Raw genomic sequence first — 24,211 nt, forward strand, 5'->3', positions numbered from 1 at the left:
CCTGAATAGGCGGCGACCGGCTGCGGTCGGCACCGTTGGAACATACCTGAGGATTATGACCCTCGGGTGACAACGAAAAATCCATTACCGCGGAGAACGTTTCCGAACAGGCTTTGGCGGCGGATGGCGCGCCTGCCACTCCTGCAACGCAAGGCGGTAGCGCTCCAGCGCATCTTGGTAAATGTCGAAGATGCAGGGATCGCAGCCGCTCTGGCAGCAATCTTCCAGCGCCGGTTCGATGGGCGGGGTGGGTTGCGGATCGTCGGCGCGGGAAGTCGGCATGGCGGGTATGAAAATGAGGACTGTCCGATTATAGAACCGCGAGGTATTCTTTCCCTGCGACAATGCGCGATTGCACAATGTCGCGCCGGGCCCGAATATTTGCCGGACAAGAACAAACTACCGCGAATTTCGAGCGTATTTCTAGTAGCATAAAGGTGCCGGCGCCCCACGCCTTCGCATCGATAATAAACACAACATCCGTTATGACCGTCTTGCAGCGATTGAAGAAAATCATGTCCCGGGAACCAGGCGAAACCGCGCCGTTGGTATTCCGGGCAAAGGTATTTTTCGTCATCGTCTGCGTGTCGCTGTTGTCCGTCAACGGCTGGCAGGCGTGGAAGGCGCGCGCGGAACATCTCAACGATACCGAAGCCAACATCGTCAACATGGCGCGAGCGCTGGCGCAGCATGGCGACGATACGCTTAAGGCCGCCGACATCATCCTCTCCGGCGTGGTGGAACGGCTGGAAGCCGACGGCGTCGACGACGCCCAGAAACCGCGCCTGCACAGCCTGCTGCAAAAGCGCGTGGCGGAAGTCAGCCAGCTGGCCGGCGTATTCATCCTCGACGCTCACGGCAATCCGGTAGTCGACTCCAACGTCACGCCATTCAGCGGCAATATCAGCGACCGCAAGTATTTCCAATATCATCGAGACCATCCCGAACGCGGTCCCTACATCGGACCGCTGATCAAGAACCCGGCCGGCGCCTGGCGCCTGACCGTGTCGCGCCGCTTCGATTACCCCGACGGCCGTTTCCGTGGCGTAGTGCTGGCGGCGATCGACATCGACTATTTCCGCAACTTCTACAACACCTTCAACATCGGAGACAACGGCCTCATCATCCTGGGACTCAACGACGGCACGCTGCTGGCGCGCCGGCCGTTCTTCGACAAGTACGTCGGCTACAACCTGAACAAGGTACCGATCTTCCGCGATTACGTCACCAAGTTCCATCACGGTACGCACACCGCGCCGTCCACCGTCGACGGCAAGGACAGGATCAACGCCTACCGGCACTTCAGCCAGTTCCCGCTGTTCGTGGCGATTGCGCTGTCCAAGGAAGAAGTGCTCGACAGCTGGGTCGACGACACGCTGCACCACACCGCCGCCATCCTGCTGCTGATCGTGATCCTGGCGCTGCTGGGCAACTGGCTGCTGCGCCAGATCAAGCTGCGTCTGGAAACCGAAGCCGAGCTGCGCGTCGCGCGCGACAACCTCGACCAGCTCAACCGCCATTTGCAGAACCTGGCGCTGGAGGACGGCCTGACCGGCCTCGCTAACCGGCGCCATTTCGATATCGCACTCAGTCAGGAGTTTGCGCGCGCGCTGCGCAACAAGGACTGCGTGGCGCTGATCATGCTCGACGTCGACTGGTTCAAACAGTACAACGACATCTACGGTCACCGCGCCGGCGACGATTGCCTGCGCCGTATCGCCACGCTGCTCAAGCAGGTGCCGCAACGCACCGGCGACCTGGTGGCGCGCTACGGCGGCGAAGAACTGGTGGTGCTGCTGCCGCAAACCACCTTGGAGTCGGCGGCGCTGATTGCCGAACGCATCCGCGCCGACATCGTCGCGCTGGACATCCTGCATGCTGCCAGCCCGCTGACCGTCGTGACAGTCAGCGCCGGCGTGGCCATGATCGAGCCGTCGCAGGAATCGGGCGAACCGGAAGAGTTGGTGGAAGAAGCCGACCGCGCGCTGTATGTCGCCAAGGCCAAGGGACGCAATTGCGTCGAACGGCGTGACGACGTCAAGATCGACAGCGCGTTTCCATAACGAGACCGCTGCGATGGATCAGGAATCTCTGCTCAAGCTGGTCAGCATGGAAATGCCGTATGGAAAATACCAGGGCCGGCTGCTGGCCGACCTGCCCGGCCATTACCTGGGCTGGTTCGCGCGCGAAGGGTTTCCGCGCGGCGAACTGGGCAGTTTGCTGGCCCTGATGTATGAGCTGGACCACAACGCATTGCGCCAGCTGCTCGATCCGCTGCGCAAGGATGCCGCCAATCTGCGACGCTGATCGGATCGAGTGCGTTACAGCACGAGTTACGGCACGATCGTCGTAAACAGATACACCGCAAAAATCACCAGGTGCACCATGCCCTGCATGACCGTCGTGCGACCTGTGCTCAACGAGAAGGCGGCTACGATGAACGACAGCATCAGCAGTACCGTCGACTTGATGTCCAGTCCGAGCGACAAGGTCCAGCCGGTCGCCAGCGACACCACCGCCACCGCAGGAATGGTTAGCCCGATGCTGGCCAGCGCCGAGCCGATCGCCAGGTTGAGGCTGGTCTGCAAGCGATTGGCGCGCGCCGCGCGCACTGCCGCCAGTCCTTCCGGCAGCAACACGATGGCGGCAATGATGATGCCGACTACCGATTTCGGCGCGCCCAGGTTGTCGAGGCCGGCTTCCAGCGTCGGCGCCAGCGCCTTGGCCAGCAGCACCACCGCGCCCAGGCACGCCAGCAGCAGCACGGCAGCGGTAATGGCGACCTTGTTGGATGGCGGCTCGGCATGCGCTTCCGCATCGCCGGCGGCGTTCGGAGGCAGGAAATAGTCACGGTGGCGCACCGTCTGCACCAGCACGAAGGTACCGTACAGCACCAATGAGATCACCGCGATGAACGCCAGCTGGCTGGCGCTGTAATACGGTCCGACCTTGGTCAGGGTGTAGTTCGGCAAGACCAGCGTCAATACGGCAATCGCCGCCAGTGTCGCCAGCGAAGCGCTGACACCGTGCTGGCCGAACGACTGCTCGCGATGCTGGCTCGCGCCCACCAGCAGGCAGATGCCGACGATGCCATTGAGAATGATCATGATCGCCGCAAACACCGTATCGCGCGCCAGTCCCGTAGTCGCCTCGCCTCCCGCCAGCATCAGCGACACGATCAACGCCACCTCGATCAGCGTCACCGCCAGCGCCAGCACCAGCGTGCCGAACGGCTCGCCGACCTTGTGCGCCACCACTTCGGCGTGATACACCGCCGCCAGCACGCTGGCCATCAGGCCGATCACCAGCAAGGCGACGAACCAGCTGCCGGGTTGCAGACCGTTGACGGCATACACCAGCCAGCCAAGGATGGGCGAAGCGATGGACCACAGCGGCAGCGACGGGGAAATTTTCATGGGCGGTTAAGTATCGTTGTCAGGACGGTGGATGGAAGTTGCGGGCAAGCGGGCCGGAGCGACGGCGCGCAGAAAAATACACGAAGCACAAGGCGCGAATGCCGCGCGGCAAGAAATGATAACCGATGCGCGCGTCAGCTTCTTCCGTAACTGTCAGCGCAGCTTCGGATGGAACGACGATCGGACGGGAAATTACCTGGCGGAAGGCCAGCGCGTCAGGATGTCGGCGCCGTCGGCGGTCACCGCGATCATGTGTTCCCACTGCGCCGAGAGCGAGCCGTCGCGCGTGACCACGGTCCAGCCGTCGGCCAGTTGCTGCACGGCGCGCGCGCCGAGATTGATCATCGGCTCGATCGTGAAGGTCATGCCCTCGCGCAGCAGCAGGCCGGAATTGCGTGTGCCGTAATGCAGCACCTGCGGTTCTTCGTGATACACCTTGCCGATGCCGTGACCGCAGTATTCGCGCACCACCGAATAGCCGGCACCCTCGGCCAGCGTCTGAATGGCGTGGCCGACATCGCCCAAGCGAGCGCCCGGCCGCACCACGGCAATGCCGGCCAGCATGGCATCGAGCGTGGTCTGCACCAGCCGCGCTGCTTCCGGCCTGGGCGTTCCGACAAAATACATGCGGCTGGTGTCGCCGTGCCAACCGTCCTTGATCACCGTGACGTCGATATTGACGATGTCGCCGTCCTTGAGCACATCCTTGGTACTGGGAATGCCATGGCAGACCACGCTGTTGATCGAGGTGCACAGGGTCTTCGGGAAACCGTGATAGCCGACGTTGGCCGGCGTGGCCTTCTGCACCTTGCGGATGTAATCGTGGCAGCGGCGGTCGAGTTCTTCGGTCGACACGCCGGGTACGACATATTCGCCGATCATCTCCAGTACGTCCGCCGCAAGGCCGCCTGCCACGCGCATCATGGCGATCTGTTTTTCGGTTTTGATGGAGACTGCCACGACGTTCCTTGTTGAGAGTAAAGAGAATAAAGGCCTCTATTATCCCCGATCAGGCCGGCAACCGCAGCGTTTCCGCTGTGCAAGACAGGTGCCGGCACGATCCTCACGCCTGTTGTCTCGTTTTTTCACCACGCTGTTTTTTGAGAGTTTTCTCATATAAATCCGATCCTTAAATCGTCAGAATGGCTTCACTGCTTAAGCAAATACAAGGGGCTCAGGCAAAACGAATTCACACGAACTTCAACTCATTCTGACTACTTAAGGAAACGATCATGAACAAGCAAATCACTCTCTTCTCCGCCCTGGCTGCTTCCCTGCTGGTGTCCTTCGCTGCGCAAGCCGCCGACACCGCTGAACTGAAGGTCAAAGGCGTGATTCGCCCATCGGCCTGTACTCCGGCCTTCACCGGCACCAACGTGGTCGACTACGGCACCATCGCCGCCAAGGGCCTGAGCGCCACCGCGCCGAACGTGCTGGCTGAAAAAACCATCGCCTTCACCGTCACTTGCGACGCGGCAACCAAAGTTGCTGTGCGCGCCATCGACAACAAGGCGTCCACCGTTGTCGCCGGCCTGATGACTGCCATCAACTCCAACCTGGGCGACAAGCATGCCTACGGTCTGGGTGCAGCGGGTGGCAAGAACATCGGCGCTTACAGCGTGCGCACCATCGTCGGTTCGTTCACCGCCGACGGCGCCACACCGGACATCGTCGCCGACGCCGCCAACAACGGCACCTGGGCCAAGTCGACCTACGGCCGCTTCAACGCCGACGGCACCGGCCGCCAGGCGTTCGCCACCAGCGGTTCGACCACACCGGGTTCGTACAAGACCATGTCCGGCAACCTCGGCGTGACCGCCGTGCTGGACAAGGGCGCCAACCTGCCGCTGACGCAGAACATCGACCTCGACGGCTCGGCCACGATCGAAGTGCAGTACCTGTAATTTCTTCCAGTCATCATCCGGCCCGCTTGCTCCCGCAAGCGGGCTTTTTTCATTCACGTCCCGCCTTTTCCGCCGTCCTCCCTTTTGTTGCCTCTCAGCTATCAGGAAAACACTGATACCGGAGAGTATGTCGATTCGATAGTCTGGTCATACATCGGGCATAGCGGAATTTCCACCGGTCCGGCGTCGACAGACACGAACGTCGACACTGCGCCGGTTCCCTGCCTGATGGCCAGATTCAGACGTGTCGCCGTAGGCGGCATGCCTATATGCAATATCCCCGTCCCCTACGCAGGAGAAAAATATGCAGTGGTTCTACGATCTGAAAATCTCAAGAAAACTGATTTCAGTCTTTTTCATTGTGGTTGCCCTCGAAGCTGCCCTCGGTGCATTCGCGATCCGCGAACTGGGCCGCGTCAACCAGGCCTCGACCGAAATCGCCACCAACTGGCTGCCGAGCATCCGCACGCTGTCGCAGCTGAAGCTGACCTTGTCGCGCATCCGCAGCTTCGAGTTGCAACATATCCTGGCGTCGACGCCGCAAGAATTCGAAGAAATCGAAAACAACGCCAACAAGCAGATTGCCGTGCTGGCGAAACAGCAAAAGGATTATCTCGGGCAGATCAGCGAACCGGAAGAAAAGGCACTTTTCCCCGACGTGGAAAAATCCATCGCCATCTTCCTGGGTGAACACAAGAAAATCCTCAACATCTCGCGCGCCAACAAGAATGAAGACGCCCGCACCTTGCTCAAGGGAGAATCGACCAAGGTCTATCGCAGCCTGCTCGACCAGGTTGAAAAACTGGTCGAAGTCAACGAGAAAGGCGCAGAGAAGTCCAGCGCCGATGCCGACGTCACCTATGCCAGCGCGCGTACGTGGATCATCGCCATGCTGCTGATCTGCATGGCGGCGGCGATGACACTGGCGGTGTGGATTTCCCGCGTGATCTCGCGCCCGTTGACCGACGCCGTGAATGTGGCCCAGCGCGTCGCCGGCGGCGATCTGACCGCCACGATCCGCGCCGAGAGCAAGGACGAAACCGGACAGCTGCTCGATGCGCTGCGCGGCATGAACGACAATCTCCTCAAGATCGTGGGCGAAGTGCGCACCGGCACCGACACCATCGCCACTGCGTCCAACGAAATCGCCAGCGGCAACATGGACTTGTCCTCGCGTACCGAACAACAGGCCGGTTCCTTGGAAGAAACCGCCTCGGCCATGGAAGAACTGACCTCGACCGTCAAGCAGAACGCCGATAACGCCCGTCAGGCCAATCAACTCGCCGTGACGGCCTCGGAAGTCGCGGTCGCCGGCGGCAACGTAGTCGGCCAGGTGGTCGACACCATGGGGTCGATCAACGATTCGTCGAAGAAGATCGTCGATATCATCGGCGTGATCGACGGCATTGCCTTCCAGACCAACATCCTGGCCTTGAACGCCGCGGTCGAAGCTGCACGCGCCGGCGAACAGGGCCGCGGCTTCGCCGTGGTGGCTTCGGAAGTGCGCAGCCTGGCGCAGCGCTCGGCCGCTGCCGCCAAGGAAATCAAGATTCTCATCGACGACTCGGTCTCCAAGGTCGACGTCGGCAGCAAACTGGTTGAACAGGCCGGCACCACCATGGAAGAAGTCGTCAACAGCGTGCGCCGCGTGACCGACATCGTCAGCGAAATCACCGCCGCCAGCCACGAGCAAAGCCAGGGCATCGAGCAGATCAACCTCGCCATCACGCAGATGGACGAAGTCACGCAACAGAACGCCGCGCTGGTCGAGCAAGCCGCCGCCGCCGCGCAGTCGATGCAGGAGCAGGCCGGCCGCCTGTCGGAAGTCGTCAGCGTATTCAAGCTCGACGAGCGCGCCGCGCTGAGCAAGCCGGCGGCGCCGACGCGCACCATCGACATCACGCCGGCCCGCGCGCCGGGACTGAAATCGGTCAAACCGGTCAAACCCGTTGCCGCCGCCGTGATCCGCAAGGAAAACCGGCCGGCGCTGAAACCTCCCGTCGCAGCCAACGATGAGACCGGCTCCTGGGAACAATTCTGATCTGAAACGCCACGTAGAACCCGCAACCCAACTGACACCTGAGGTATCCATGGATGCATTCCAAAAAGAGATCGACGAGCGCACGAACCTGACGGCCAGCAACAAATTCGAATTGCTGCTGTTCCGCCTCGGCAATGCCGGCGGCGATGGTCCGGGCGAGCTGTTCGGCATCAATGTCTTCAAGATCCGCGAGATCGTGCCGATGGTGCCGATCACCACGGCCGCCGGCACCAGGTCGCCGATGCTGGGCATGGTCAACATCCGCGGCCAGGTGATTTCGGTCATCGACTTGCCTGCCGTGACGGGTTGCAAACCCAAGACCGGTCTGAACATCCTGCTGATCACCGAATACGCGCGCCACACCCAGGCCTTCGCGGTGGAATCGGTGGAAGAGATCGTGCGCCTCGACTGGAGCCAAGTGCTGTCGGCCGAGGCCAGCGCCGGCGGCGACCTCGTCACCAGCATCGCACGCCTCGATTCCGACGTCGACGGCAGCCGCCTGGTGCAGGTGCTGGACGTAGAACAGATCCTGAACCTGACCTCTCCGGTCAAACAGGCGTTGGACAACGGCCACGACGGCGAACTGAAGAGCCTGGTCAAGCCCGGCGCCATCGTGCTGGCGGCGGACGATTCCAAGGTGGCGCGCGCGCTGATCGAAGACGGCCTGACCACGCTAGGCGTACCGTACATCATGACCAAGAGCGGCAAGGAAGCCTGGGAGAAATTGCAGGTGCTGGGCGCCGAAGCGCAGCGCGAAGGCAAGCAGATCGCCGACAAGGTGGCGCTGATGCTGACCGATCTGGAAATGCCGGAGATGGACGGTTTCACGCTGACCCGCAACATCAAGGCGGACCAGCGCTACAAGGGCATCCCGGTGGTGATCCATTCATCGCTGTCGGGCTCGGCCAACGAGGACCACGTACGCAGCGTCGGCGCCAACGGTTACGTCGCCAAGTTCGCCATTGAAGAGCTTGCCGCTACGCTCAGGAAAACGCTGATGCATTAGTCGTCAACCAGCCCTTGCCGCGTCGCCGAAAAACGCTGCCGGCAAGGAATAGGGAATTCCCCGATACCGGTCACAGGAGTCGTTCATTATCATTGCTCTATCGCCCAACCCCAATCCCATCCTCAGAGAGCACAGATAGCCATGGATTTCATCACCAACCTGTTCCAGCAAGACATGTTCCTCGCCGTCGTCTCCTACCTGAGCGTCGGCCTGGTTTTCCTGCTGTACTTTTTTTACCGTGAAAAGAAATGGGAAAATGATCTCGCGATGTACCAGGTCCAGAATGTCGTCCCGGATCAAGCGCCGAAAGTGCGCAATGCAGAGATCTATGTGCTCAATCGCAACGCCGTCAAGACGCCGGTCGACGCCGCCGAGCTTGATGACGAAATGCAGGTGGTTGCCGGTGAAGTGATGGAGCAGGAATCCGTCAAGCCGGAAAAATCCAGCGTCGCCCGCTGATTGCCTGCCGCGGCGGATCCCTGGATTCGCCGCAGACTGCTCCACTGCATCAACTTCCTACACCACGACGCGATCCCTGCCCTCGCCTTTCGCGCGATACAGCGACTGATCCGCTGCACCGATCAGATCGCGCACCGACATTTCCCGTTTTACTTCAGGCAAGCAACCGACGCCGAGACTGACGGTCACGATGCCGTCCGGGTTCGCTGCATGCTCGATCTGCTGCGCACGCACGGACTGCCGGATCTGTTCGGCGATCGCCGCCGCGCCGGCGGCGTCGCAATCGGGCAGGATGATGGCGAACTCTTCGCCACCGTAGCGCGCCGCCAGGTCGTCGGGCCGGCGTTCGCCGGAAAGGATAGCCTTTCCGACCTTGCGCAGGCATTCATCGCCCGACAAGTGCCCATACAAATCGTTGTACAGCTTGAAGCGGTCGACGTCGATCATGATCAAGGCCAGGCTCTTGCCGCTGCGCACCGCGCGGCTCATTTCGCGCGCCAGCGCGACGTCGAACTGGCGCCGGTTGGCCAGGCCGGTAAGTCCATCCTGCAGCGCCAGCCGCTCCAGGGTCAGATTCAGTTTTTCCACCTGCGCACGCGCTTCGTTGGATTCATTCTCGGCGATCGAGCGCTGGTCGATCTGCGCCACCATGCGCCGCCCCATGATTGCAAAACCCGTCACCAGGATCAGCACGCCGATCATGTGCATGTAGGCGTCGGCGCGCCATTCGGCAAAGACCTCGTCGCGCGACAGCGCCACCGACACGAACAGCGGATAAGTCTGCAGATGGCGGTAGCCGTTGATGCGTTCCACGCCGTCCTGCGACGACCGGATGACAGCCAGGCCGCTGGCGTTCTTCGCCGCATGGTCGCGGAAGATGGCGGCGTCGGCCATGCTCTTGCCTATCGAGTCTTCGCGCAGCGGACGGCGGAACACGATGGTGCCGCGGTTGAGCGCCAGCAGGATGGCGCCCGACTTGCCGATGTTGAAACTGTCGTAGAACCGCTGGAAGTAGGCCATGTCCACCGTCGCCAGCACCACGCCGCCAAAGCTGCCGTCGGCATTGTTGACGCGGCGGGTTACGGTGGCGATCCACTTCCCGGTGGAACGGCTGCGCACCGGCGGACCGATGTAGGGGCCGTCGTCGGGATGATCGCGGTGATAGATGAAGTACTCGCGGTCGCCATTATTTTGCGTGTTGTCCAGCCGCGGCTGCGAATTGACCACCCAGCGCCCCTGGCTGTCGTAGACGAAGATGCCGTTGAGTTGCGGCAGCTCTTTGACCTGTACCGCCAGCAGGCGATGCAAGCGTTCCAGCGCCGCCGGTCCGGTGCCGTCGACACTGAGGCGTTCCAGCAAACTCACCAGCACGGTGTCGGCTTCCTTGATCGTGTCGTCGGCATGCTGCGCCAGCGCCCGCGCCATGTTGGAGACGGAGACGCCTGCTTCTCGCTCTTCGATCACGCGCGCCTGCCAGGTGCGCCAGATGTCGAGACCGATGATTGCCGCGCAGGCCAGCAGCACGAAGGCCGCTGCCAGCAGCGCCGTGGATGATCGTTTGTAATGAGCCATGGGTCTCCGGGTCAATGGGCATCAGCCGCGCTGCGCCAGTTTGAAAGCGCCGACCTGTCCGACCAGCTTCTCCGCTTCGTGGCGCAGGCTCTCGGTGGCGGTCGCGGCTTGTTCGATGAGCGCGGCATTTTGCTGTGTCATCTGATCGATGTCGCCGACCGCGCGCGTGACTTCGCCGATGTCTTCGGTCTGGCCGGCGCCGGCGGTTGCAATGTCACGCATGATCTCCGCCACGCTGCCGATGGACGTCTCAATGCCGGACATGGCGCCGCCGGCCTGCCCCGCGAGCCGGTCGCCGTGGTCGACGTTGGTTACCGATTCGGCGATCAGGTCCTTGATCTCGCGGGCGGCGGCGGCCGAGCGTTGCGCGAGCTGGCGGACTTCGGTCGCGACCACCGCAAAGCCGCGGCCTTGCTCGCCTGCGCGCGCCGCTTCCACCGCGGCGTTGAGCGCGAGGATATTGGTCTGGAAGGCGATGCCGTCGATCACGCCGATGATGTCGGCGACCTTGTGCGAACTGGCGCGTATCGCGCCCATCGTCGCCACCACCGAGCCGACCACCTTACCGCCTTCGCCTGCATGCGTGGAAGCGTTGTCGACCAGATTGCCCGCCTGCTGTGTGTGACCCGCGTTGTTGCGGATGCCGGCGCTGAAATTTTCCATGGTGGCGCGCACCTGTTCGAGCGCGCCGGCCTGCGCTTCCGCGCGCGCCGACAGGTCGTTGTTGCCGGCGGCGATTTCGTGCGCGGCGACGTTGATGCGTTCGGCGCTCGCGCGCACGGCGCCGACGATGGTTGCCAGCCCTTGCGCGACGCCGTTGATGGCTTGCGTCAGCTGGCCGATTTCATCGCGCCGGCCTACGTGGATCATGGTGGTGAGATCGCCCTTGGCCAGTTGCTGTGCGGCGGCCGTGGCGTCGACCAGCGGCCGTGTCACCATGCGTTGCGCCAGCCAGTAGAAGCCGCCCATGCCCAGCGCCAGCAAGCCCAGCGCGATCGCGCCATGGCGCAGCAGCAGCGCCGCCATCACCGCAGGCGCGGTTGCAGGCGGCAGCGCCGACACGGCGGCAACGCTCGCCCAGACATACGCACCCAGCACCACGCCGGCGATGCCGAAGGCCAGCATGCCCAGGCGCGCACCAATGCCTACCTGGAAGCGCCTGCTGACATCGATGCCGACGTACAGCACCGCCACTACGCGTCCCCGTGCATCACGCACCGGATCGTAGCGCGTCATGTACTGGCGGCCGAACAGCTGAGCGAAGCCGGTATAGCTGCGCCCGGCCAGCAAGTCGCGATAGCCGGCGTGGGCATGATCGAGCAAGGTGCCGATGGCGCGTTCGCCGTTTTCCTTTTTAACCGACGTCGAGACGCGCACGAAGTCTTTGCCGCGCTGGACGAAGATCGTCGCGCTGCCCCCCGTCGCGGCCGAGAAACTGTCGATCGCGCCGAAGTTGAGGTTGAGCACATCGGCGCCGTTGCGCAGGACCGGCGTGGACTCCGTCCCGACGACCAGCAACTCGCGCTCGTCGACGGAGAAAACACCGGGAAAACTGCCCGCCAATCTGCGGGCGAGTTTGTCGATTTGATAAGCAAGCGGCAGAAAGCTGTACATGACTGACGACCCTTCCTGAGTGCGACTTGTTGTTGTGGTCTCTTGTTGTGGTCTCGCGTCGACGTTTATTCTGATTTTTTGTCGATGGCCGATTGTAGACCAGCCCCGCACCGGAGGAAATCCCGTTTGCAGGAATGTCATGGCGCGGATGGAACGGCGCCGCAATACGATAGTACGATAGCGTCTTTCGACAAAAAGCAATTTACCTGCAACATCACCGTGAACATCCATTTTCTGCGTTTCCGCACATGAGCGACCATATCGATTGCATCGTCATCGGCGCCGGCGTGGTCGGCCTGGCGATTGCGCGCGAGTTGGCGCTGGCCGGGCGCGACGTGATCATCGTCGAAGCCGGCAACGCCATCGGCAGCGGCACCAGCTCGCGCAACAGCGAGGTGATCCACGCCGGCATCTACTACCGGCCCGGCTCTCTCAAAGCGAAGCTGTGCGTGGAAGGACGCGCCCTGCTGTACCGCTATTGCGAAGAACGCCAGGTGGCCCACAGGCGCTGCGGCAAGCTGCTGGTGGCAACCGGCGCCGATCAGGCCGCGCGCTTGCAGGGCGTCGCCGCCCATGCCGCGCAGAACGGCGTACATGATCTGCGGCCCATCGATGCGGCGCATGCGCGCGAACTGGAGCCGGCCCTGCACTGCACGGCGGCGCTGCTATCGCCCTCCACCGGCATCGTCGACAGTCATGCGCTGATGCAGCAGCTGCTGGCCGACGCCGAAGCCGCCGGCGCAGTGCTGGCGCTGCAGACGGAAGTCGTCGTCGCGCGCAGAACCCCCGACGGCATCGCGCTCGACGCGGTAACCGCCGACGGCGAAGAAATACAGTTGTCCGCGACCCTGGTCATCAATGCCGCAGGGCTGTCGGCGCCGCGGCTGGCGCGTCGCTTCGAAGGCTTGCCGTCGGCACACGTGCCAACGCCGTACTTCGCCAAGGGAAATTATTTTTCGCTGAGCGGCAAGACGCCGTTTTCACGGCTGATCTATCCACTGCCGGAAGAAGGCGGCCTGGGCGTGCACCTGACGCTGGACCTGGCCGGCCAGGCGCGTTTCGGTCCCGACGTCGAATGGCTGGACATTGAAGACGAGCGCGCCATCGACTACGCGGTTGACGCGCGCCGCGCGGACGGTTTCTACGCCGCGATACGGCGCTACTGGCCCGGCTTGGCCGACGCCGCACTGCAGCCGAGCTATGCCGGCGTGCGACCGAAGCTGGCGCGCGGCGGTCCGGAGCAGGATTTCATTATCAGCACGCCGGTGCAGCACGGTTTCCCGGGACTGATCAACCTGTTCGGCATCGAGTCGCCGGGGCTGACTTCGTCGCTGGCAATTGCGCGGGAAGTTGCCGCAGCCGCAGTGAAATAGTTTCCCCTGACACAATAAAAAGGCGTCTCCCGTACGCAGCAAACCGGCCTGGCATGGCGTTTTCGCCACAGTCAGGCAGCTCTCGTTGACTTTTAAGACGACCGGTCATATTATCGCTACATGTCCAAGCCAAATACCCGTGACCAGATTTTCGACGCCGCGCTCAAACTCCTGTTGGAACGTGGCTTCAACGCCTCGAGCGTGCAAGACATCACGGTCGAGGCCGGCGTGCCGAAGGGATCGTTTTACAACCATTTCGCCAGCAAGGAAGCCCTGGCGGCGGAAATCGTCAGCGACTACGCCTCCCGTCGCAGCACCCTGCGCGAGATCCTGTCCGATGACAGCCTGCCTGCGCTGGAGCGTCTGCGCGGTTATTTCACGGCGCTCAACCAGCGCCTGGTCGACCGTGGTTTCCAGCATGGCTGCATGATCGGCAACATGACTGCGGAATTGTCGGAGCAAAGCCCGGTGATCCGCGAACAGTTGCTGAAAATTTACGGCAACTGGAGCGCGGCGCTCGAATACGCGATTGCCGCCGGCCAGCAGGATGGCAGCATTGCCAGCCAGCTAAGCCCCAAGACGCTGGCCGGCTTCGTGCTCAATGCGTGGGAAGGCGCAACCTTGCGGGTGCGGGTGGAGCGCAGCCCGGATGCCTTCAATCAGTTCATGGATGTGATTTTCAATAAAGTCCTGATCTGAGCAATACCGAATATTTGCAGCAAGCCGCTTCATAGCAAGCGGCATTTTTTTCACCAAGTTTAAGACGACCGGTCATTTCAATTCATTTCTTATAGCGAGAATTTCATGAACACATCTTCTCTTCCTGCTCCGGCTCCGGTCCCCGCCTCCGGGTCCGGCAATGCGCCCTTGTACTGGATGGCGCTGGGCACCTTCGCCGTCGGCGCCGAAGGCTTCATGATCGCCGGCATCTTGCCGACGGTCGCCAAGGACCTCGGCGTCAGTGTTGCGGTCGCCGGCCAACTGGTGGTGGCGTTCACCGCTGCTTACGCCATCAGCTCGCCGATCCTGACCGCATTGACCGGCGCCCTGAGCCGCCGCGGCCTGCTGATCGGTGCGATGACAGCCTTCACCTTGGCCAACCTGCTGGCCTGGCAGGCCACCGGCTACTGGTCGCTGATGACCGCGCGCATCCTGCTGGCCTTCGCCGCCGGCTTGTACGTGCCCAATGCCCTGGCCCTGGCCGGTGCGCTGGTCGCGCCGGAAAAACGCGGCGGTGCGCTGGCGCTGGTGAGCGGAGGAATTACCGTGGCCGTGGCGTTGGCCGCGCCGCTGGGGACCGTGATCGCGGACAGCCTGAGCTGGCGCATGACCTTCGCCGGCGTGGCGCTGCTGGCGGCGATCGCGACGCTGGGCCTGATGCTGGGACTGCCGCGCGGCATCGGCAACAATCTTCCGGTCGCCAGCCTGCGTGAACGCGTGCTGGCCGCGCGTGACCCGGCCGTGCTGCGCGCCCTGCTGACCACGCTGTTGTGGGCCACCGGTGCGTACACCATGTACACCTATTTCGCGCTGTATCTGAACCAGGTCACCGGCATCCACGGCACCCACGTCGGCTACGTCTTGTTCGCCTGGGGCATCTCGGCTGCGATCGGCGTCATGGCCGGCGGCAAGATCGCCGACCGCGTGGGCTTCCGCCGCGTGACCGGTCCGGCGCTGATGTTCCTGATCGCGGCTTTCCTGACGCTGACCGCGATCGCCTACCTGCTGCCGGCCAACCTGGCGGTGCTGCCGGTGTTCCTCAGCGTGATCGTGTGGGGCATTTCCGGCTGGGCGTTCTATCCGGCGCAGCAGACCAATCTGATCAGCATCGCCGGCATCAAGCTGGCGCCGATCGCGATGTCGCTCAATGCCTCGTTCATGTACCTGGGCTTCTCGATCGGCGCCAGCGCCGGTGCGCTGACGGTGGCCGACGGTTCGGCGCAGAACCTGGGCCTGGTCGCGGCCGCCTTCGTGTTCGCTGCATGGCTGCTCAAGCGCAGCGCGACGCGCCGGACGGCGGCATCGGTGGCCTGAACCTGCGATCGCGTTGACTGAAAGCCCGCGCCGTATTTGCCGGCGCGGGCTTTTTTATGTCCGCGTTAGCTGACGCCGACTTTCTCCGGAAAGCATTCCACCAGCCAATCGATGAACACCCGCAGGCGGTGCGTCACATGCCGGTTCTGCGGGTACACGACGTGGAATGGATAAGGCGCCGGACGCCATTTCTTCAGTATCTCCACCAATGAACCGTCCTTGAGCGCCGCGCCGGCGGCATAGCTGAAGGTCTGGATAATCCCCAACCCCGCCAGTCCCGCCGCCAGATGCGCATTGCTCTCGTTGACGCCAACCCGGTGTTCGACCTTGATCTCGGTCTTTTCGCCTTTGTACTCGAAGCGGAACGGCACGGCGCGGCCGTTCTGCGAAGATACGTAGCTGACCAGGCGATGGCCGTTTTTCAACTCATCCGGATAAGCCGGGACACCGAACTGTTTCAGGTACGCCGGCGTCGCGCAGGTGACAAAGCCGGCGCTGCCGATATGGCGCGCGACCAGCGAGGAACTGTCCAAAGGTCCGCCGCGGATGACGCAATCGACGTTGTCGCTGATCAGGTCCACCGAGCGGTCCGACACGCCGAGGTCGATGCGGATGTCCGGATAGCGTGCCATGAAATCAGGCAGCGCCGGAATCAGCACGTCGCTTGCGGTCGAACTGCCGATATCGATCCGCAGGTTCCCGCGCGGCTTGCTGCGGGAGACGCTGAACGAGGTGTCGATGTCCTCCAGATCGTGCAGGATGCGGGTGGCTTTTTCATAGTAATCGCGTCCTTCGGACGTCACCGTCACCCGCCGGGTGGTCCGCTGCAACAGGCGCACGCCCAGATGCGCCTCAAGTTCCTGCACCTGCTTGCTCAGGGTCGCATTGGGCATCTCCAGCGAATCCGCCGCGCGCGTGAAATTCCCCGTCTCCACCACGCGCGCAAAACATCGCATCGCCGACAACTGATCCATCGCACATTCCTTTAAGTCGATTTCATTATCCACACACATGGATAGTCATTTCGATTTTACCTACTTTTTCTCATAAAGGCTTGTGGCTAAAGTACACCCACGCCTTCCGCAAAACACCAAACGGAAGCGCACGGAAAAATGTTCGATCAACTTAATTTCACTTATCAAAAGGAAACAATCATGGACAAGCAACTCAACGGCAAGATCGCCCTGGTCACCGGCGGCACCACAGGCATCGGCCTGGCAACGGCGCAGGAGCTGGCCGCGCAGGGCGCCCGCGTCTTCATCACAGGTCGCCGTCAGGCCGAACTCGACGCCGCGGTGACAGCCATTGGCGCCGCTGCCACCGGCATCCGCGCGGATGCGTCAGTGCTGGCCGACCTGGACGCGGTCTACGCCCAGATCGCCAAGAGCGCCGGCAAGCTCGACATCCTGTTCGCCAACGCAGGCGGCGGCGACATGATGCCGCTGGGCGCAATTACCGAAGAACATTTCGATCGCATCTTCGGCACCAACGTGCGCGGCGTGCTGTTCACCGTGCAGAAGGCGCTGCCTTTGCTGAGCAACGGCGCATCGGTGATCCTGACCGCCTCGACCGTGTCGATCCAGGGCACCGCCAACTTCAGCGTGTACAGCGCCAGCAAGGCAGCCGTGCGCAACTTCGCCCGCTCATGGGCGCTGGACCTGAAGGACCGCGCCATCCGCGTCAACGTAGTCAGCCCCGGTCCGATCCGCACTCCCGGCCTGGGCGGCCTGGTGCCGGATGAAGCGCGCCAGGGCCTGTTCGACTACCTGTCGTCGCAAATCCCGCTGGGACGTTTGGGTGAACCGCAGGAAGTCGGCAAGGCCGTGGCCTTCCTGGCGTCGGATGCGGCCAGCTTCGTCAACGGCGTTGAACTGTTTGTTGACGGCGGCATGGCGCAGGTGTGATGTGTCTGCGGCCCGGCGGACATCCGGGCCGCAGACGACCAATAGAAAAATCCATATGGAAAGGGCAGCAATCATGGACACCTCCCCACAAGAGATCACCACCGCACAGGCATTGATCGATCGCCACTTTGCAATCTGGAATGAGCAAGATCCCAATAACTGGGCCGCGCTCTTCCCGCAGGCGTACACCGAGGATTTCGTCGTCGCCGACTATGCCGGCATCGCCACCGGCTATACCGAGCTCGCTCAATTGCTGCAACGTGTGCAGGGTGCGCACGCCGGCTTTTCGTTCGCGCCGAATCCGGTCGAATGGAATCACGGCATCGGCCGCGTGACCTGGAGCTACGGCCCGCCGGACAACCCGCGCATGATCAGCGGCGAAGACATCTTCACCGTCAGGGACGGCAAGCTGGCGGGCATGCACGTCTTCATCAACAAGCCGTGAACAGCCGCAGTTGGACTACAGATATTCCAGATTGCCGTCCACGCTGATGGCCTGCCCCGAGATATTCCGCGCTGCGGGAGATGCCAGGAACAAGGCCATCGCCGCGACGTCCTGAGTAGTCACCAGTCGTCGCAGTGAAATCTTCTTGACGTAATCTTCGCGCATCTCGTCGAAGCTCAAACCCAGCGTCTTCGCACGGGCGGCGATGACGCCGTCCATGCGCTCGCCCTCCACCACGCCGGGAAGAATCGCGTTGACGCGGATGTTGCTGGGTCCGAGTTCGACCGCCAGCGATTTCATCAGGCCGACGATGGCCCATTTGGTCGAGGCATAGGGCGTACGGAACTGGTAACCGAGGCGTCCGGCCACCGAGGACAGCGTGATGATGCTCGGATTGTCCGAGGTGTTCTTCAGCAGCGGAACGGCGCGCTTGAGGAAATAGAACTGACTGTTCAGATTGGTGTTGATGGTCTGGTCCCAGGCGTCCGCATCGATATCTTCCACTGCACCGGTCGGTCCGGCGATGCCGGCGTTGTTGATCAGGAGATCAAGGCCGCCGAGCTTCTCGGCCGCGTCCGCCATCACGGCGTCGACGTCTTCGCGCTTGCCGACATCGGCGACGTCGGCATGGATGCCTGGGTGTTTCTTCCTGATTGCCTCGACGGCGACCGGATTGATGTCGCAGACGTAGACGGCCGCGCCGGTATCGAGGAAGGCTTCCGCAATGGCGGCGCCGATGCCGGTGGCGGCGCCGGAGATGAAGACGCGCAGGCCTGCGTCCGGCTTCAATAGATCAACTGTTTTCATGGAGATTCCCGCATGAGAGCCACGTCGTCGATTGCCTGACGCGGCGAATGTAAAAAGTGTCTGGTGAAAGTGTTACAGCGTCAACCCGCCCGACACCTCAATCACCGCCCCGTTAATATAGCTTGCTTCATTGCTGGCCAGGAAAGCGTAGATGTCGGCGATTTCTTCCGGCTTGCCCAGACGCCGCAACGGCACCTGGTCACGCATTTTCTGCAAGACCTCGTCAGGCACCGTGGACAGGATCGCGGTCTCGACAAACCCCGGCGCCACCGCGTTGACGCGAATGCCCTTCGGCCCGAGCTCGCGGCTCCAGGTCTTGGTAAAACCGATCACGCCGAATTTGGTCGCCGCGTAGTTGGTCTGGCCGTAGTTGCCGTAAATGCCGACCACCGAACTGGCGTTCAGGATGGCGCCGCCACCGCCTTCGATCATGGTGTCGACCACCGCTTGCGAGGCGTTGAACACGGCGCGCAGGTTGACGTCGATGACGTCTTCGAACTGCTGCGCGGTCATCTTCTGCAAGCGCGCGTCGCGCGTGATGCCGGCGTTGTTGACCAGGGTGTCGATGCGGCCGTATTTCTGCTTTACCGCTGCCACCATCTCGTCGAGGCTGTCGCGCGAGGTCACGTCCAACTGAAAACCTTCGGCCTCGCCTCCCGCCGCCCGGCACTCCTCGACCGCTGCGGCGACCGCATCGGCGTCGAGGTCGCAGACGACGACCGTCGCGCCTTCACGTGCGAACTTCAATGCCGTCGCCTTGCCGATGCCTTGCGCGGCGCCGGTCACAATTGCCACATTTCCACGTAATCTCATTGCACTCTTTCTGACTTGATTTCAATTTCATTTATTGAAGGATTCGTTCCTGATCGAGCGCGCCAGCAGCGGCACCAGCAGCAGGCCAAGGATCGCCGCGCCAAGGATGACGTTGAAGCCGGCGTCGCTGCGCCCGGTGGCCGTCTCGGCCATGCCGAACAGATAAGGGCCGACGAAGCCGCCCAGCAGGCCAATGGTGTTGATGAAGGCCAGTCCGGCTGCGGCCTGCACGCCCTGCATGCGCTTCATGGCGATCGACCAGTACGACGGCAGCACGCCGCCGGCAAAGAACGCCGTCACGACGAACAGGGCGATCTTGCCGCCGAAGCTGGCGGTGGCGATGAAGGCAATCGCGCACAGCACGAGTCCGACGGTCAGCACACCCAGATAAACCGAGTCGCTGCTGACGCGCCGGTGGATGCGCGGCAACACCAGCACGCCGATCAGGAAGCCCATGCCGACGCTGGCCGAGAGCAGGCCGACGATCAGCGGTGAGCTGATGTGCATCTGGCTGACCATGGCCGGCGTAAAGAAATACAGCCCGACAAAGGCGACCTGGTTGAGGAAATAGATCAGGCCGATGAGAATCGTGGTTGGACGTTTCAGCGCCGCCATCCAGTCCTTGGAGGAAGTATTCCCGTGCTGGGGCGCATCGATGACTGCATGTTTTTCCAGCGATGCCGCTTCGGCCGGCGTCAGCCACTTGGCGTCGCTGGGCCGGTCGGGCAGCTTGAAGTACAACAGGATGCCGAGCAAGACGCTGGGCAGTCCTTCGATCATGAACATCCATTGCCAGCCATGCAGTCCGCCGAAGCCGTCGAGCTGCATCAACGCGCCGCCGATGGGATTGCCCAGCATCAGCGCCAGCGCCGGGGCGGTGTAGATCCAGCCGATCGCGACCGGCCTGTCCTTGCCCGCGAACCACAGCGTCACCATGTACATCAATGCCGGGAACAGGCCCGCCTCGGCAATGCCGAGCAAGACGCGCAGGATATAGAACGACCACTCGCCCGAGACGAACATCATCGCGGTCGACAGGATGCCCCAGCTCACCGCGATGCGCGAGATCCAGCGGCGCGGGCCGAAGCGATGCGCGGCCAGGTTGCTGGGCACTTCCAGCAATGCATAGCCGATGAAGAAGATGCCTGAACCGAGCCCGTATGCCGCCGCGCTGATGCCGACGTCGGCGGCCAGATGGATCTTCGCCAGCGCCACGTTGGTACGGTCAAGGAAGGACATGAAGTAGATCGCGCACATCAAGGGAATCAGCTTCAGAAAAGCCTTGTGTGTGGCAAGCCGGTGCAAACCGGCGTCGCCTGGTATGGCGTTATTGGTCATGATGTCTCCTGAAAAATATTCAGTTCTTGTTGTGGATGAAGCAAGCTTTCGGCGTTCCCGCAAGCTCAGGCCGAAATCCTGTCGCCGCCCTTGAGGCCCAGCATCTCGCGCGCTTCCGCCGGCGTGGCGATCTCGAACGACAGCTCTTCGAGGATGTGACGAATCTTGCGCACCTGCTGCGCATTGCTTTCCGCTTTCACGCCCTTGGCGATGTAGACGCTGTCTTCCAGGCCTACGCGTACGTTGCCGCCCATGATTGCGGCCATGGTCACCAGCGACAGCTGATGCCGTCCGGCGCCGAGCACCGAGAAGTGATAGTTTTCGCGACCGAACAGGCGGTCTGCGGTGGCGCGCATGACGGTCATGTTTTCCGGATCGGCGCCGATGCCGCCGAGGATGCCGAACGCCGCCTGGATGAAGAACGGCGCCTTCACCAGGCCCTGCTCGACAAAGTGCGCCAGGTTGTATAAGTGGCTGACGTCATAGCACTCGAACTCGAAGCGCGTGCCCTGCGCACCCAGTTCAAGCATGATCTTCTTGATGTCGCTGAAGGTGTTCTTGAAGACCATGTCCTCCATGCCCTCGACATAGTCCTTTTCCCAATCGTGGGCCCAGTCCGTGATCTTCGCGGCAACCGGATGGATGGAAAAATTCATCGACCCCATGTTGAGCGAGCACATCTCCGGCTGCAGCAGGCGCGGATAGGCAAGGCGCTCGGCCAGCGTCATGCGGGTGCTGCCGCCGGTGGTGATGTTGATCACGGCGTCGGTGGCCTTGACGATGGCGGGAACGAACTGCCCGAACACCTCCGGGTCCGGCGTCGGACGACCGTCGTCGGGATTGCGAGCGTGCAGATGGATGATCGCCGCGCCGGCCTCGGCCGCTTCGATCGCCTGGTCGCGGATCTGCGCCGGCGTGATCGGCAGGTACGCCGACATGGAGGGAACATGGGTGGCGCCGGTGACGGCGCACGAGATGATGACCTTCCTGCTGGATTTGCTGGAGTTGCTGACTTTGCTCATTTTGGCATTCTTCGACGGATTGAAAATCGACAGCAAGCCGCGGCAACGAGGGTATACACGCCTCGCCGACCTGTCTCCTGCCTGTATTTTTAAGAAGATGCCGCACACGGTTCACCTTCATTGTGGGAGCGATCATAATCAGTTAAAGTCACCAAAGTAAGGTCTTTAACGGACACTACAGAGTCATCTGAGGACAATCTTCAAGGAGTCGTTTTGTCGCCGATCACCATGCTCAACGAGCCTCTTTACGCGCCCTACAAGATCGCGGCACTGGTCGAAGTGCTGGCGGAACAAGGCATTTCCGCGGAGGACAGCCTGGCGGGAAGCGGCGTCCGGCCGGACCAGATTTATGACGCCGCGCTGCTGACGTCAGTGCGCCAGTACGCCACGGTCTGCAAGAACGCCATCGCGCTGTCGACCGATCCTGCCACGCCGTTCAAGGTCGGCGGTCGCCTGCACCTGTCGGCCTATGGCATGTACGGCTACGCGCTGATGTCGTGCCTGTCGCTGCGCGACTATTTCAAGCTGGGCGTGAAATACCATCGCCTGGCAACACCGACACTGAAAATCGACTGGACCGAATATCCCGACCGGGCGGTATGGTCGTTTCCGGACGCCTTCATTTCCAGCCCGTCGCGCGAGCTGCGCGAATTCATCGTCGAGCAGCAGTTCACCCAGCACGTCACGCACCTGCAAGACGTCGCCGGCCACAGCTGCCCGCCGCTCAAGGCCTGCTTCTCCTATCCGGCGCCGGCGCATGCAGATATCTACAGCGACTACATCGGCTGCCCCTGCTATTTCGACCAGGAGGCCTGCGAGCTCATCTACGACAGCGCCATCCTGGGACAGCAGCCGCAACTGGCGCACAAGCTCACCGCCAAGCTGCTGCAGAACATGTGCGATCGCCTGATCGGACAATCCAAAGTATCGGTCGGCGTGGCCGGCGAGGTATATCAGGTGCTGATGAGCAAACCCGGCGTGTTCCCGGACATGGAAGGCGTGGCCGACGCCCTGAAGATGACGAGCCGGACATTGCGCCGGCGCCTGGAGGCGGAAGGAACATCCTTCGTCGCCATCTTCGACGACGTGCGCTGCTCGCTGGCGCAGGAATACCTGCGCACCACGCAGATGAGTACGGACGATATTGCAATGCTGCTGGGATTCAGCGATGGGGCGAACTTCAGGCGGGCCTTGAAGCGATGGACGGGGAAGGCGCCGAGCGAGTTGCGGAAATAAGGCAGACGACATGAAAAACGATATGGGCGGCTCAGACATCATCAAGTGCAGACCGGCGGCTCCTGACGACGCTGCAGCAATATGCCAGGCTGAACGCGAAACGAGCCGTACACCGGGCCTTCTCATCTCCACGGCAGATGAACTGTCCGAACAGGATTTCCGGAAAAAGATTACTTGGCTGACCGAGGCCGGAATCTACGCTGTCGCCGAGATCGGCAACGAAGCCGTCGGCCACGCGTCTCTGGAACCCATGCCGCTGCAGGCGATGTCGCATGTATTTTCATTGACCGTCGTCGTGCACCCCGGCTACACAGGCCGAGGTATTGGCTCCGCCCTGATGGCGCATGTGCTGACATGGGCCGAAGGCAATCCGCTTGTTGAGAAAGTTGAACTCAGGGTCAGAGAGAGCAATGTCGTTGCCCGGCGACTCTATGCCCGCTTCGGCTTTGTTGAGGAGGGACGGTTCGAGAGGCGGATAAAACTGGGAGACGGCACATACGTTGCCGACATCTCCATGGCGAGATTTCTTTAGCTTAAAAACAGTTACCGCGCAAAGTGGCCGATCACCCACTGCTCACAAGCCGACCACAATTCCGGTGCACCTCTCTTGATCACGGGACCATAGCGGGACAACACCTGCTCCAGTGAAACGCCGTTCTCCGTCCAGGTGCCGCCGCCGGTGAATATGTTGATGAGCAGCGGCTGGAAGCGATCCAGCGCCTTGGCGAATTTTGCGTCGTCGGTTTCCGCGTGTTCGAATTCCTGCCACAACGCCAGAAACTGATCGCCCTGCGCTTCGGGAAGCAAGCCGAACAGGCGCTCCGCCGCCTTCGCCTCCTGCTCCGCCTGCACCACCGCAGAAGATCCGCCATGAATCGGAAAATCACCGACGTCGATTTCGACGATGTCATGCAACAGGAGCATGCGGATGACGCGATTGGCATCCACGGTGCCGTTGGCATACTCGCTCAGCAGCATGGCGTACATGGCCAGGTGCCAGGAATGCTCGGCGGAGTTTTCCTTGCGGCTTTGGTCGAGCAACGGTGACTGCCGCACCACCGTTTTCAAGCGGTCGATTTCCCTCAGGAAGCCCAGTTGCTTTTCCAGTCTCGTTAATTCCATAAGCTTTCTCGCGGTGCATGACGTTCTTCGAGATTATACAAAGCGAAAAAAAAGCCCGGTCATCCGGGCCTTTCATTGACGCGTCCGATGATAAACCGGGCGACG

The 24,211-nt window shown here is 62.0% G+C and carries 24 protein-coding genes; 13 read left to right on the top strand and 11 right to left on the bottom strand.

Features of this window, described 5'->3' with window-relative positions; genetic code table 11:
* Nucleotides 1–84: 84 nt before the first annotated feature.
* Nucleotides 85–282 carry an oxidoreductase-like domain-containing protein gene (locus tag ACIROW_RS23455; protein WP_402279470.1) on the bottom strand — a complete coding sequence of 66 codons (198 nt, stop codon included), beginning with the start codon at nucleotides 280–282 and terminating at the stop codon, nucleotides 85–87.
* A gap of 233 nt (nucleotides 283–515) precedes the next feature.
* Between ACIROW_RS23455 and ACIROW_RS23460 the strand changes: the two genes are divergently transcribed.
* Together ACIROW_RS23460 and ACIROW_RS23465 are read left to right on the top strand one after the other, a co-directional pair.
* The gene (locus tag ACIROW_RS23460) at nucleotides 516–2,063 is read left to right on the top strand and encodes a diguanylate cyclase (RefSeq protein ID WP_402279471.1); all 1,548 of its coding nucleotides are present in this window, start codon (nucleotides 516–518) and stop codon (nucleotides 2,061–2,063) included.
* Between the two features lie 13 nt (nucleotides 2,064–2,076).
* Complete coding sequence (locus ACIROW_RS23465; protein WP_402279474.1) at nucleotides 2,077–2,307, top strand: DUF3820 family protein; 231 nt, start codon at nucleotides 2,077–2,079, stop codon at nucleotides 2,305–2,307.
* Nucleotides 2,308–2,333: 26 nt separating this feature from the next.
* Here the strand turns inward: ACIROW_RS23465 and ACIROW_RS23470 are convergent, their stop codons facing one another.
* Both ACIROW_RS23470 and map read right to left on the bottom strand, forming a co-directional pair.
* The gene (locus tag ACIROW_RS23470) at nucleotides 2,334–3,416 is read right to left on the bottom strand and encodes a calcium:proton antiporter (RefSeq protein ID WP_402279476.1); all 1,083 of its coding nucleotides are present in this window, start codon (nucleotides 3,414–3,416) and stop codon (nucleotides 2,334–2,336) included.
* Between the two features lie 192 nt (nucleotides 3,417–3,608).
* Nucleotides 3,609–4,376 (bottom strand): type I methionyl aminopeptidase, encoded by a 768-nt coding sequence (gene map, locus ACIROW_RS23475; RefSeq protein WP_402279478.1) that lies wholly within the window; start codon nucleotides 4,374–4,376, stop codon nucleotides 3,609–3,611.
* 272 nt (nucleotides 4,377–4,648) lie between these two features.
* Between map and ACIROW_RS23480 the strand changes: the two genes are divergently transcribed.
* From ACIROW_RS23480 to ACIROW_RS23495, 4 genes are all read left to right on the top strand, one after another.
* Nucleotides 4,649–5,320, top strand: coding sequence for a DUF1120 domain-containing protein (locus ACIROW_RS23480; RefSeq protein WP_402279480.1), 672 nt, complete (start codon nucleotides 4,649–4,651; stop codon nucleotides 5,318–5,320).
* Between the two features lie 304 nt (nucleotides 5,321–5,624).
* Nucleotides 5,625–7,361, top strand: a complete 1,737-nt coding sequence (locus ACIROW_RS23485) for a methyl-accepting chemotaxis protein (protein ID WP_402279482.1) — start codon at nucleotides 5,625–5,627, stop codon at nucleotides 7,359–7,361.
* A 49-nt stretch (nucleotides 7,362–7,410) separates the two neighbouring features.
* Nucleotides 7,411–8,367 (top strand): chemotaxis protein, encoded by a 957-nt coding sequence (locus tag ACIROW_RS23490; RefSeq protein ID WP_402279484.1) that lies wholly within the window; start codon nucleotides 7,411–7,413, stop codon nucleotides 8,365–8,367.
* A gap of 141 nt (nucleotides 8,368–8,508) precedes the next feature.
* A complete protein-coding gene (locus ACIROW_RS23495; protein ID WP_402279486.1) occupies nucleotides 8,509–8,826 on the top strand; it encodes a hypothetical protein in 318 nt (105 codons plus the stop codon).
* A 57-nt stretch (nucleotides 8,827–8,883) separates the two neighbouring features.
* On the opposite strand, the gene ACIROW_RS23500 is transcribed toward ACIROW_RS23495, so the two are convergent.
* Together ACIROW_RS23500 and ACIROW_RS23505 are read right to left on the bottom strand one after the other, a co-directional pair.
* Entirely contained in the window at nucleotides 8,884–10,398 is a 1,515-nt protein-coding gene (locus ACIROW_RS23500; RefSeq protein WP_402279489.1) for a diguanylate cyclase, read from the bottom strand.
* Nucleotides 10,399–10,419: 21 nt separating this feature from the next.
* Nucleotides 10,420–12,012 (bottom strand): methyl-accepting chemotaxis protein, encoded by a 1,593-nt coding sequence (locus ACIROW_RS23505; RefSeq protein ID WP_402279491.1) that lies wholly within the window; start codon nucleotides 12,010–12,012, stop codon nucleotides 10,420–10,422.
* Between the two features lie 248 nt (nucleotides 12,013–12,260).
* Between ACIROW_RS23505 and ACIROW_RS23510 the strand changes: the two genes are divergently transcribed.
* From ACIROW_RS23510 to ACIROW_RS23520, 3 genes are all read left to right on the top strand, one after another.
* Nucleotides 12,261–13,385, top strand: a complete 1,125-nt coding sequence (locus ACIROW_RS23510) for an NAD(P)/FAD-dependent oxidoreductase (RefSeq protein WP_402279492.1) — start codon at nucleotides 12,261–12,263, stop codon at nucleotides 13,383–13,385.
* Nucleotides 13,386–13,505: 120 nt separating this feature from the next.
* The gene (locus ACIROW_RS23515) at nucleotides 13,506–14,084 is read left to right on the top strand and encodes a TetR/AcrR family transcriptional regulator (RefSeq protein ID WP_402279494.1); all 579 of its coding nucleotides are present in this window, start codon (nucleotides 13,506–13,508) and stop codon (nucleotides 14,082–14,084) included.
* 105 nt (nucleotides 14,085–14,189) lie between these two features.
* A complete protein-coding gene (locus ACIROW_RS23520) occupies nucleotides 14,190–15,419 on the top strand; it encodes an MFS transporter (protein WP_402279497.1) in 1,230 nt (409 codons plus the stop codon).
* Between the two features lie 65 nt (nucleotides 15,420–15,484).
* Here the strand turns inward: ACIROW_RS23520 and ACIROW_RS23525 are convergent, their stop codons facing one another.
* Complete coding sequence (locus ACIROW_RS23525) at nucleotides 15,485–16,393, bottom strand: LysR family transcriptional regulator (RefSeq protein ID WP_402279499.1); 909 nt, start codon at nucleotides 16,391–16,393, stop codon at nucleotides 15,485–15,487.
* A gap of 180 nt (nucleotides 16,394–16,573) precedes the next feature.
* On the opposite strand from ACIROW_RS23525, the gene ACIROW_RS23530 reads away from it, so the two are divergent.
* The gene (locus ACIROW_RS23530) at nucleotides 16,574–17,323 is read left to right on the top strand and encodes an SDR family oxidoreductase (protein ID WP_402279501.1); all 750 of its coding nucleotides are present in this window, start codon (nucleotides 16,574–16,576) and stop codon (nucleotides 17,321–17,323) included.
* A gap of 73 nt (nucleotides 17,324–17,396) precedes the next feature.
* Nucleotides 17,397–17,768, top strand: coding sequence for a nuclear transport factor 2 family protein (locus tag ACIROW_RS23535; RefSeq protein WP_402279503.1), 372 nt, complete (start codon nucleotides 17,397–17,399; stop codon nucleotides 17,766–17,768).
* A gap of 15 nt (nucleotides 17,769–17,783) precedes the next feature.
* On the opposite strand, the gene ACIROW_RS23540 is transcribed toward ACIROW_RS23535, so the two are convergent.
* The 4 genes from ACIROW_RS23540 to ACIROW_RS23555 form a co-directional block, all read right to left on the bottom strand.
* A complete protein-coding gene (locus ACIROW_RS23540; RefSeq protein ID WP_402279506.1) occupies nucleotides 17,784–18,575 on the bottom strand; it encodes an SDR family oxidoreductase in 792 nt (263 codons plus the stop codon).
* 72 nt (nucleotides 18,576–18,647) lie between these two features.
* Nucleotides 18,648–19,388, bottom strand: coding sequence for a 3-oxoacyl-ACP reductase FabG (fabG, locus tag ACIROW_RS23545; RefSeq protein ID WP_402279509.1), 741 nt, complete (start codon nucleotides 19,386–19,388; stop codon nucleotides 18,648–18,650).
* A 27-nt stretch (nucleotides 19,389–19,415) separates the two neighbouring features.
* The gene (locus ACIROW_RS23550; RefSeq protein ID WP_402279512.1) at nucleotides 19,416–20,726 is read right to left on the bottom strand and encodes an MFS transporter; all 1,311 of its coding nucleotides are present in this window, start codon (nucleotides 20,724–20,726) and stop codon (nucleotides 19,416–19,418) included.
* A gap of 65 nt (nucleotides 20,727–20,791) precedes the next feature.
* Nucleotides 20,792–21,748 carry a 3-keto-5-aminohexanoate cleavage protein gene (locus ACIROW_RS23555; protein WP_402279515.1) on the bottom strand — a complete coding sequence of 319 codons (957 nt, stop codon included), beginning with the start codon at nucleotides 21,746–21,748 and terminating at the stop codon, nucleotides 20,792–20,794.
* Nucleotides 21,749–21,976: 228 nt separating this feature from the next.
* On the opposite strand from ACIROW_RS23555, the gene ACIROW_RS23560 reads away from it, so the two are divergent.
* Together ACIROW_RS23560 and ACIROW_RS23565 are read left to right on the top strand one after the other, a co-directional pair.
* The gene (locus ACIROW_RS23560) at nucleotides 21,977–22,984 is read left to right on the top strand and encodes an AraC family transcriptional regulator (RefSeq protein WP_402279610.1); all 1,008 of its coding nucleotides are present in this window, start codon (nucleotides 21,977–21,979) and stop codon (nucleotides 22,982–22,984) included.
* Between the two features lie 10 nt (nucleotides 22,985–22,994).
* Nucleotides 22,995–23,516, top strand: a complete 522-nt coding sequence (locus ACIROW_RS23565) for a GNAT family N-acetyltransferase (protein WP_402279518.1) — start codon at nucleotides 22,995–22,997, stop codon at nucleotides 23,514–23,516.
* A gap of 11 nt (nucleotides 23,517–23,527) precedes the next feature.
* On the opposite strand, the gene ACIROW_RS23570 is transcribed toward ACIROW_RS23565, so the two are convergent.
* Nucleotides 23,528–24,106 (bottom strand): HD family hydrolase, encoded by a 579-nt coding sequence (locus ACIROW_RS23570; RefSeq protein ID WP_402279521.1) that lies wholly within the window; start codon nucleotides 24,104–24,106, stop codon nucleotides 23,528–23,530.
* Nucleotides 24,107–24,211 lie beyond the last annotated feature (105 nt).

This window comes from Herbaspirillum sp. NPDC101397, from assembly GCF_044767325.1.
Classification (GTDB): domain Bacteria; phylum Pseudomonadota; class Gammaproteobacteria; order Burkholderiales; family Burkholderiaceae_D; genus Herbaspirillum.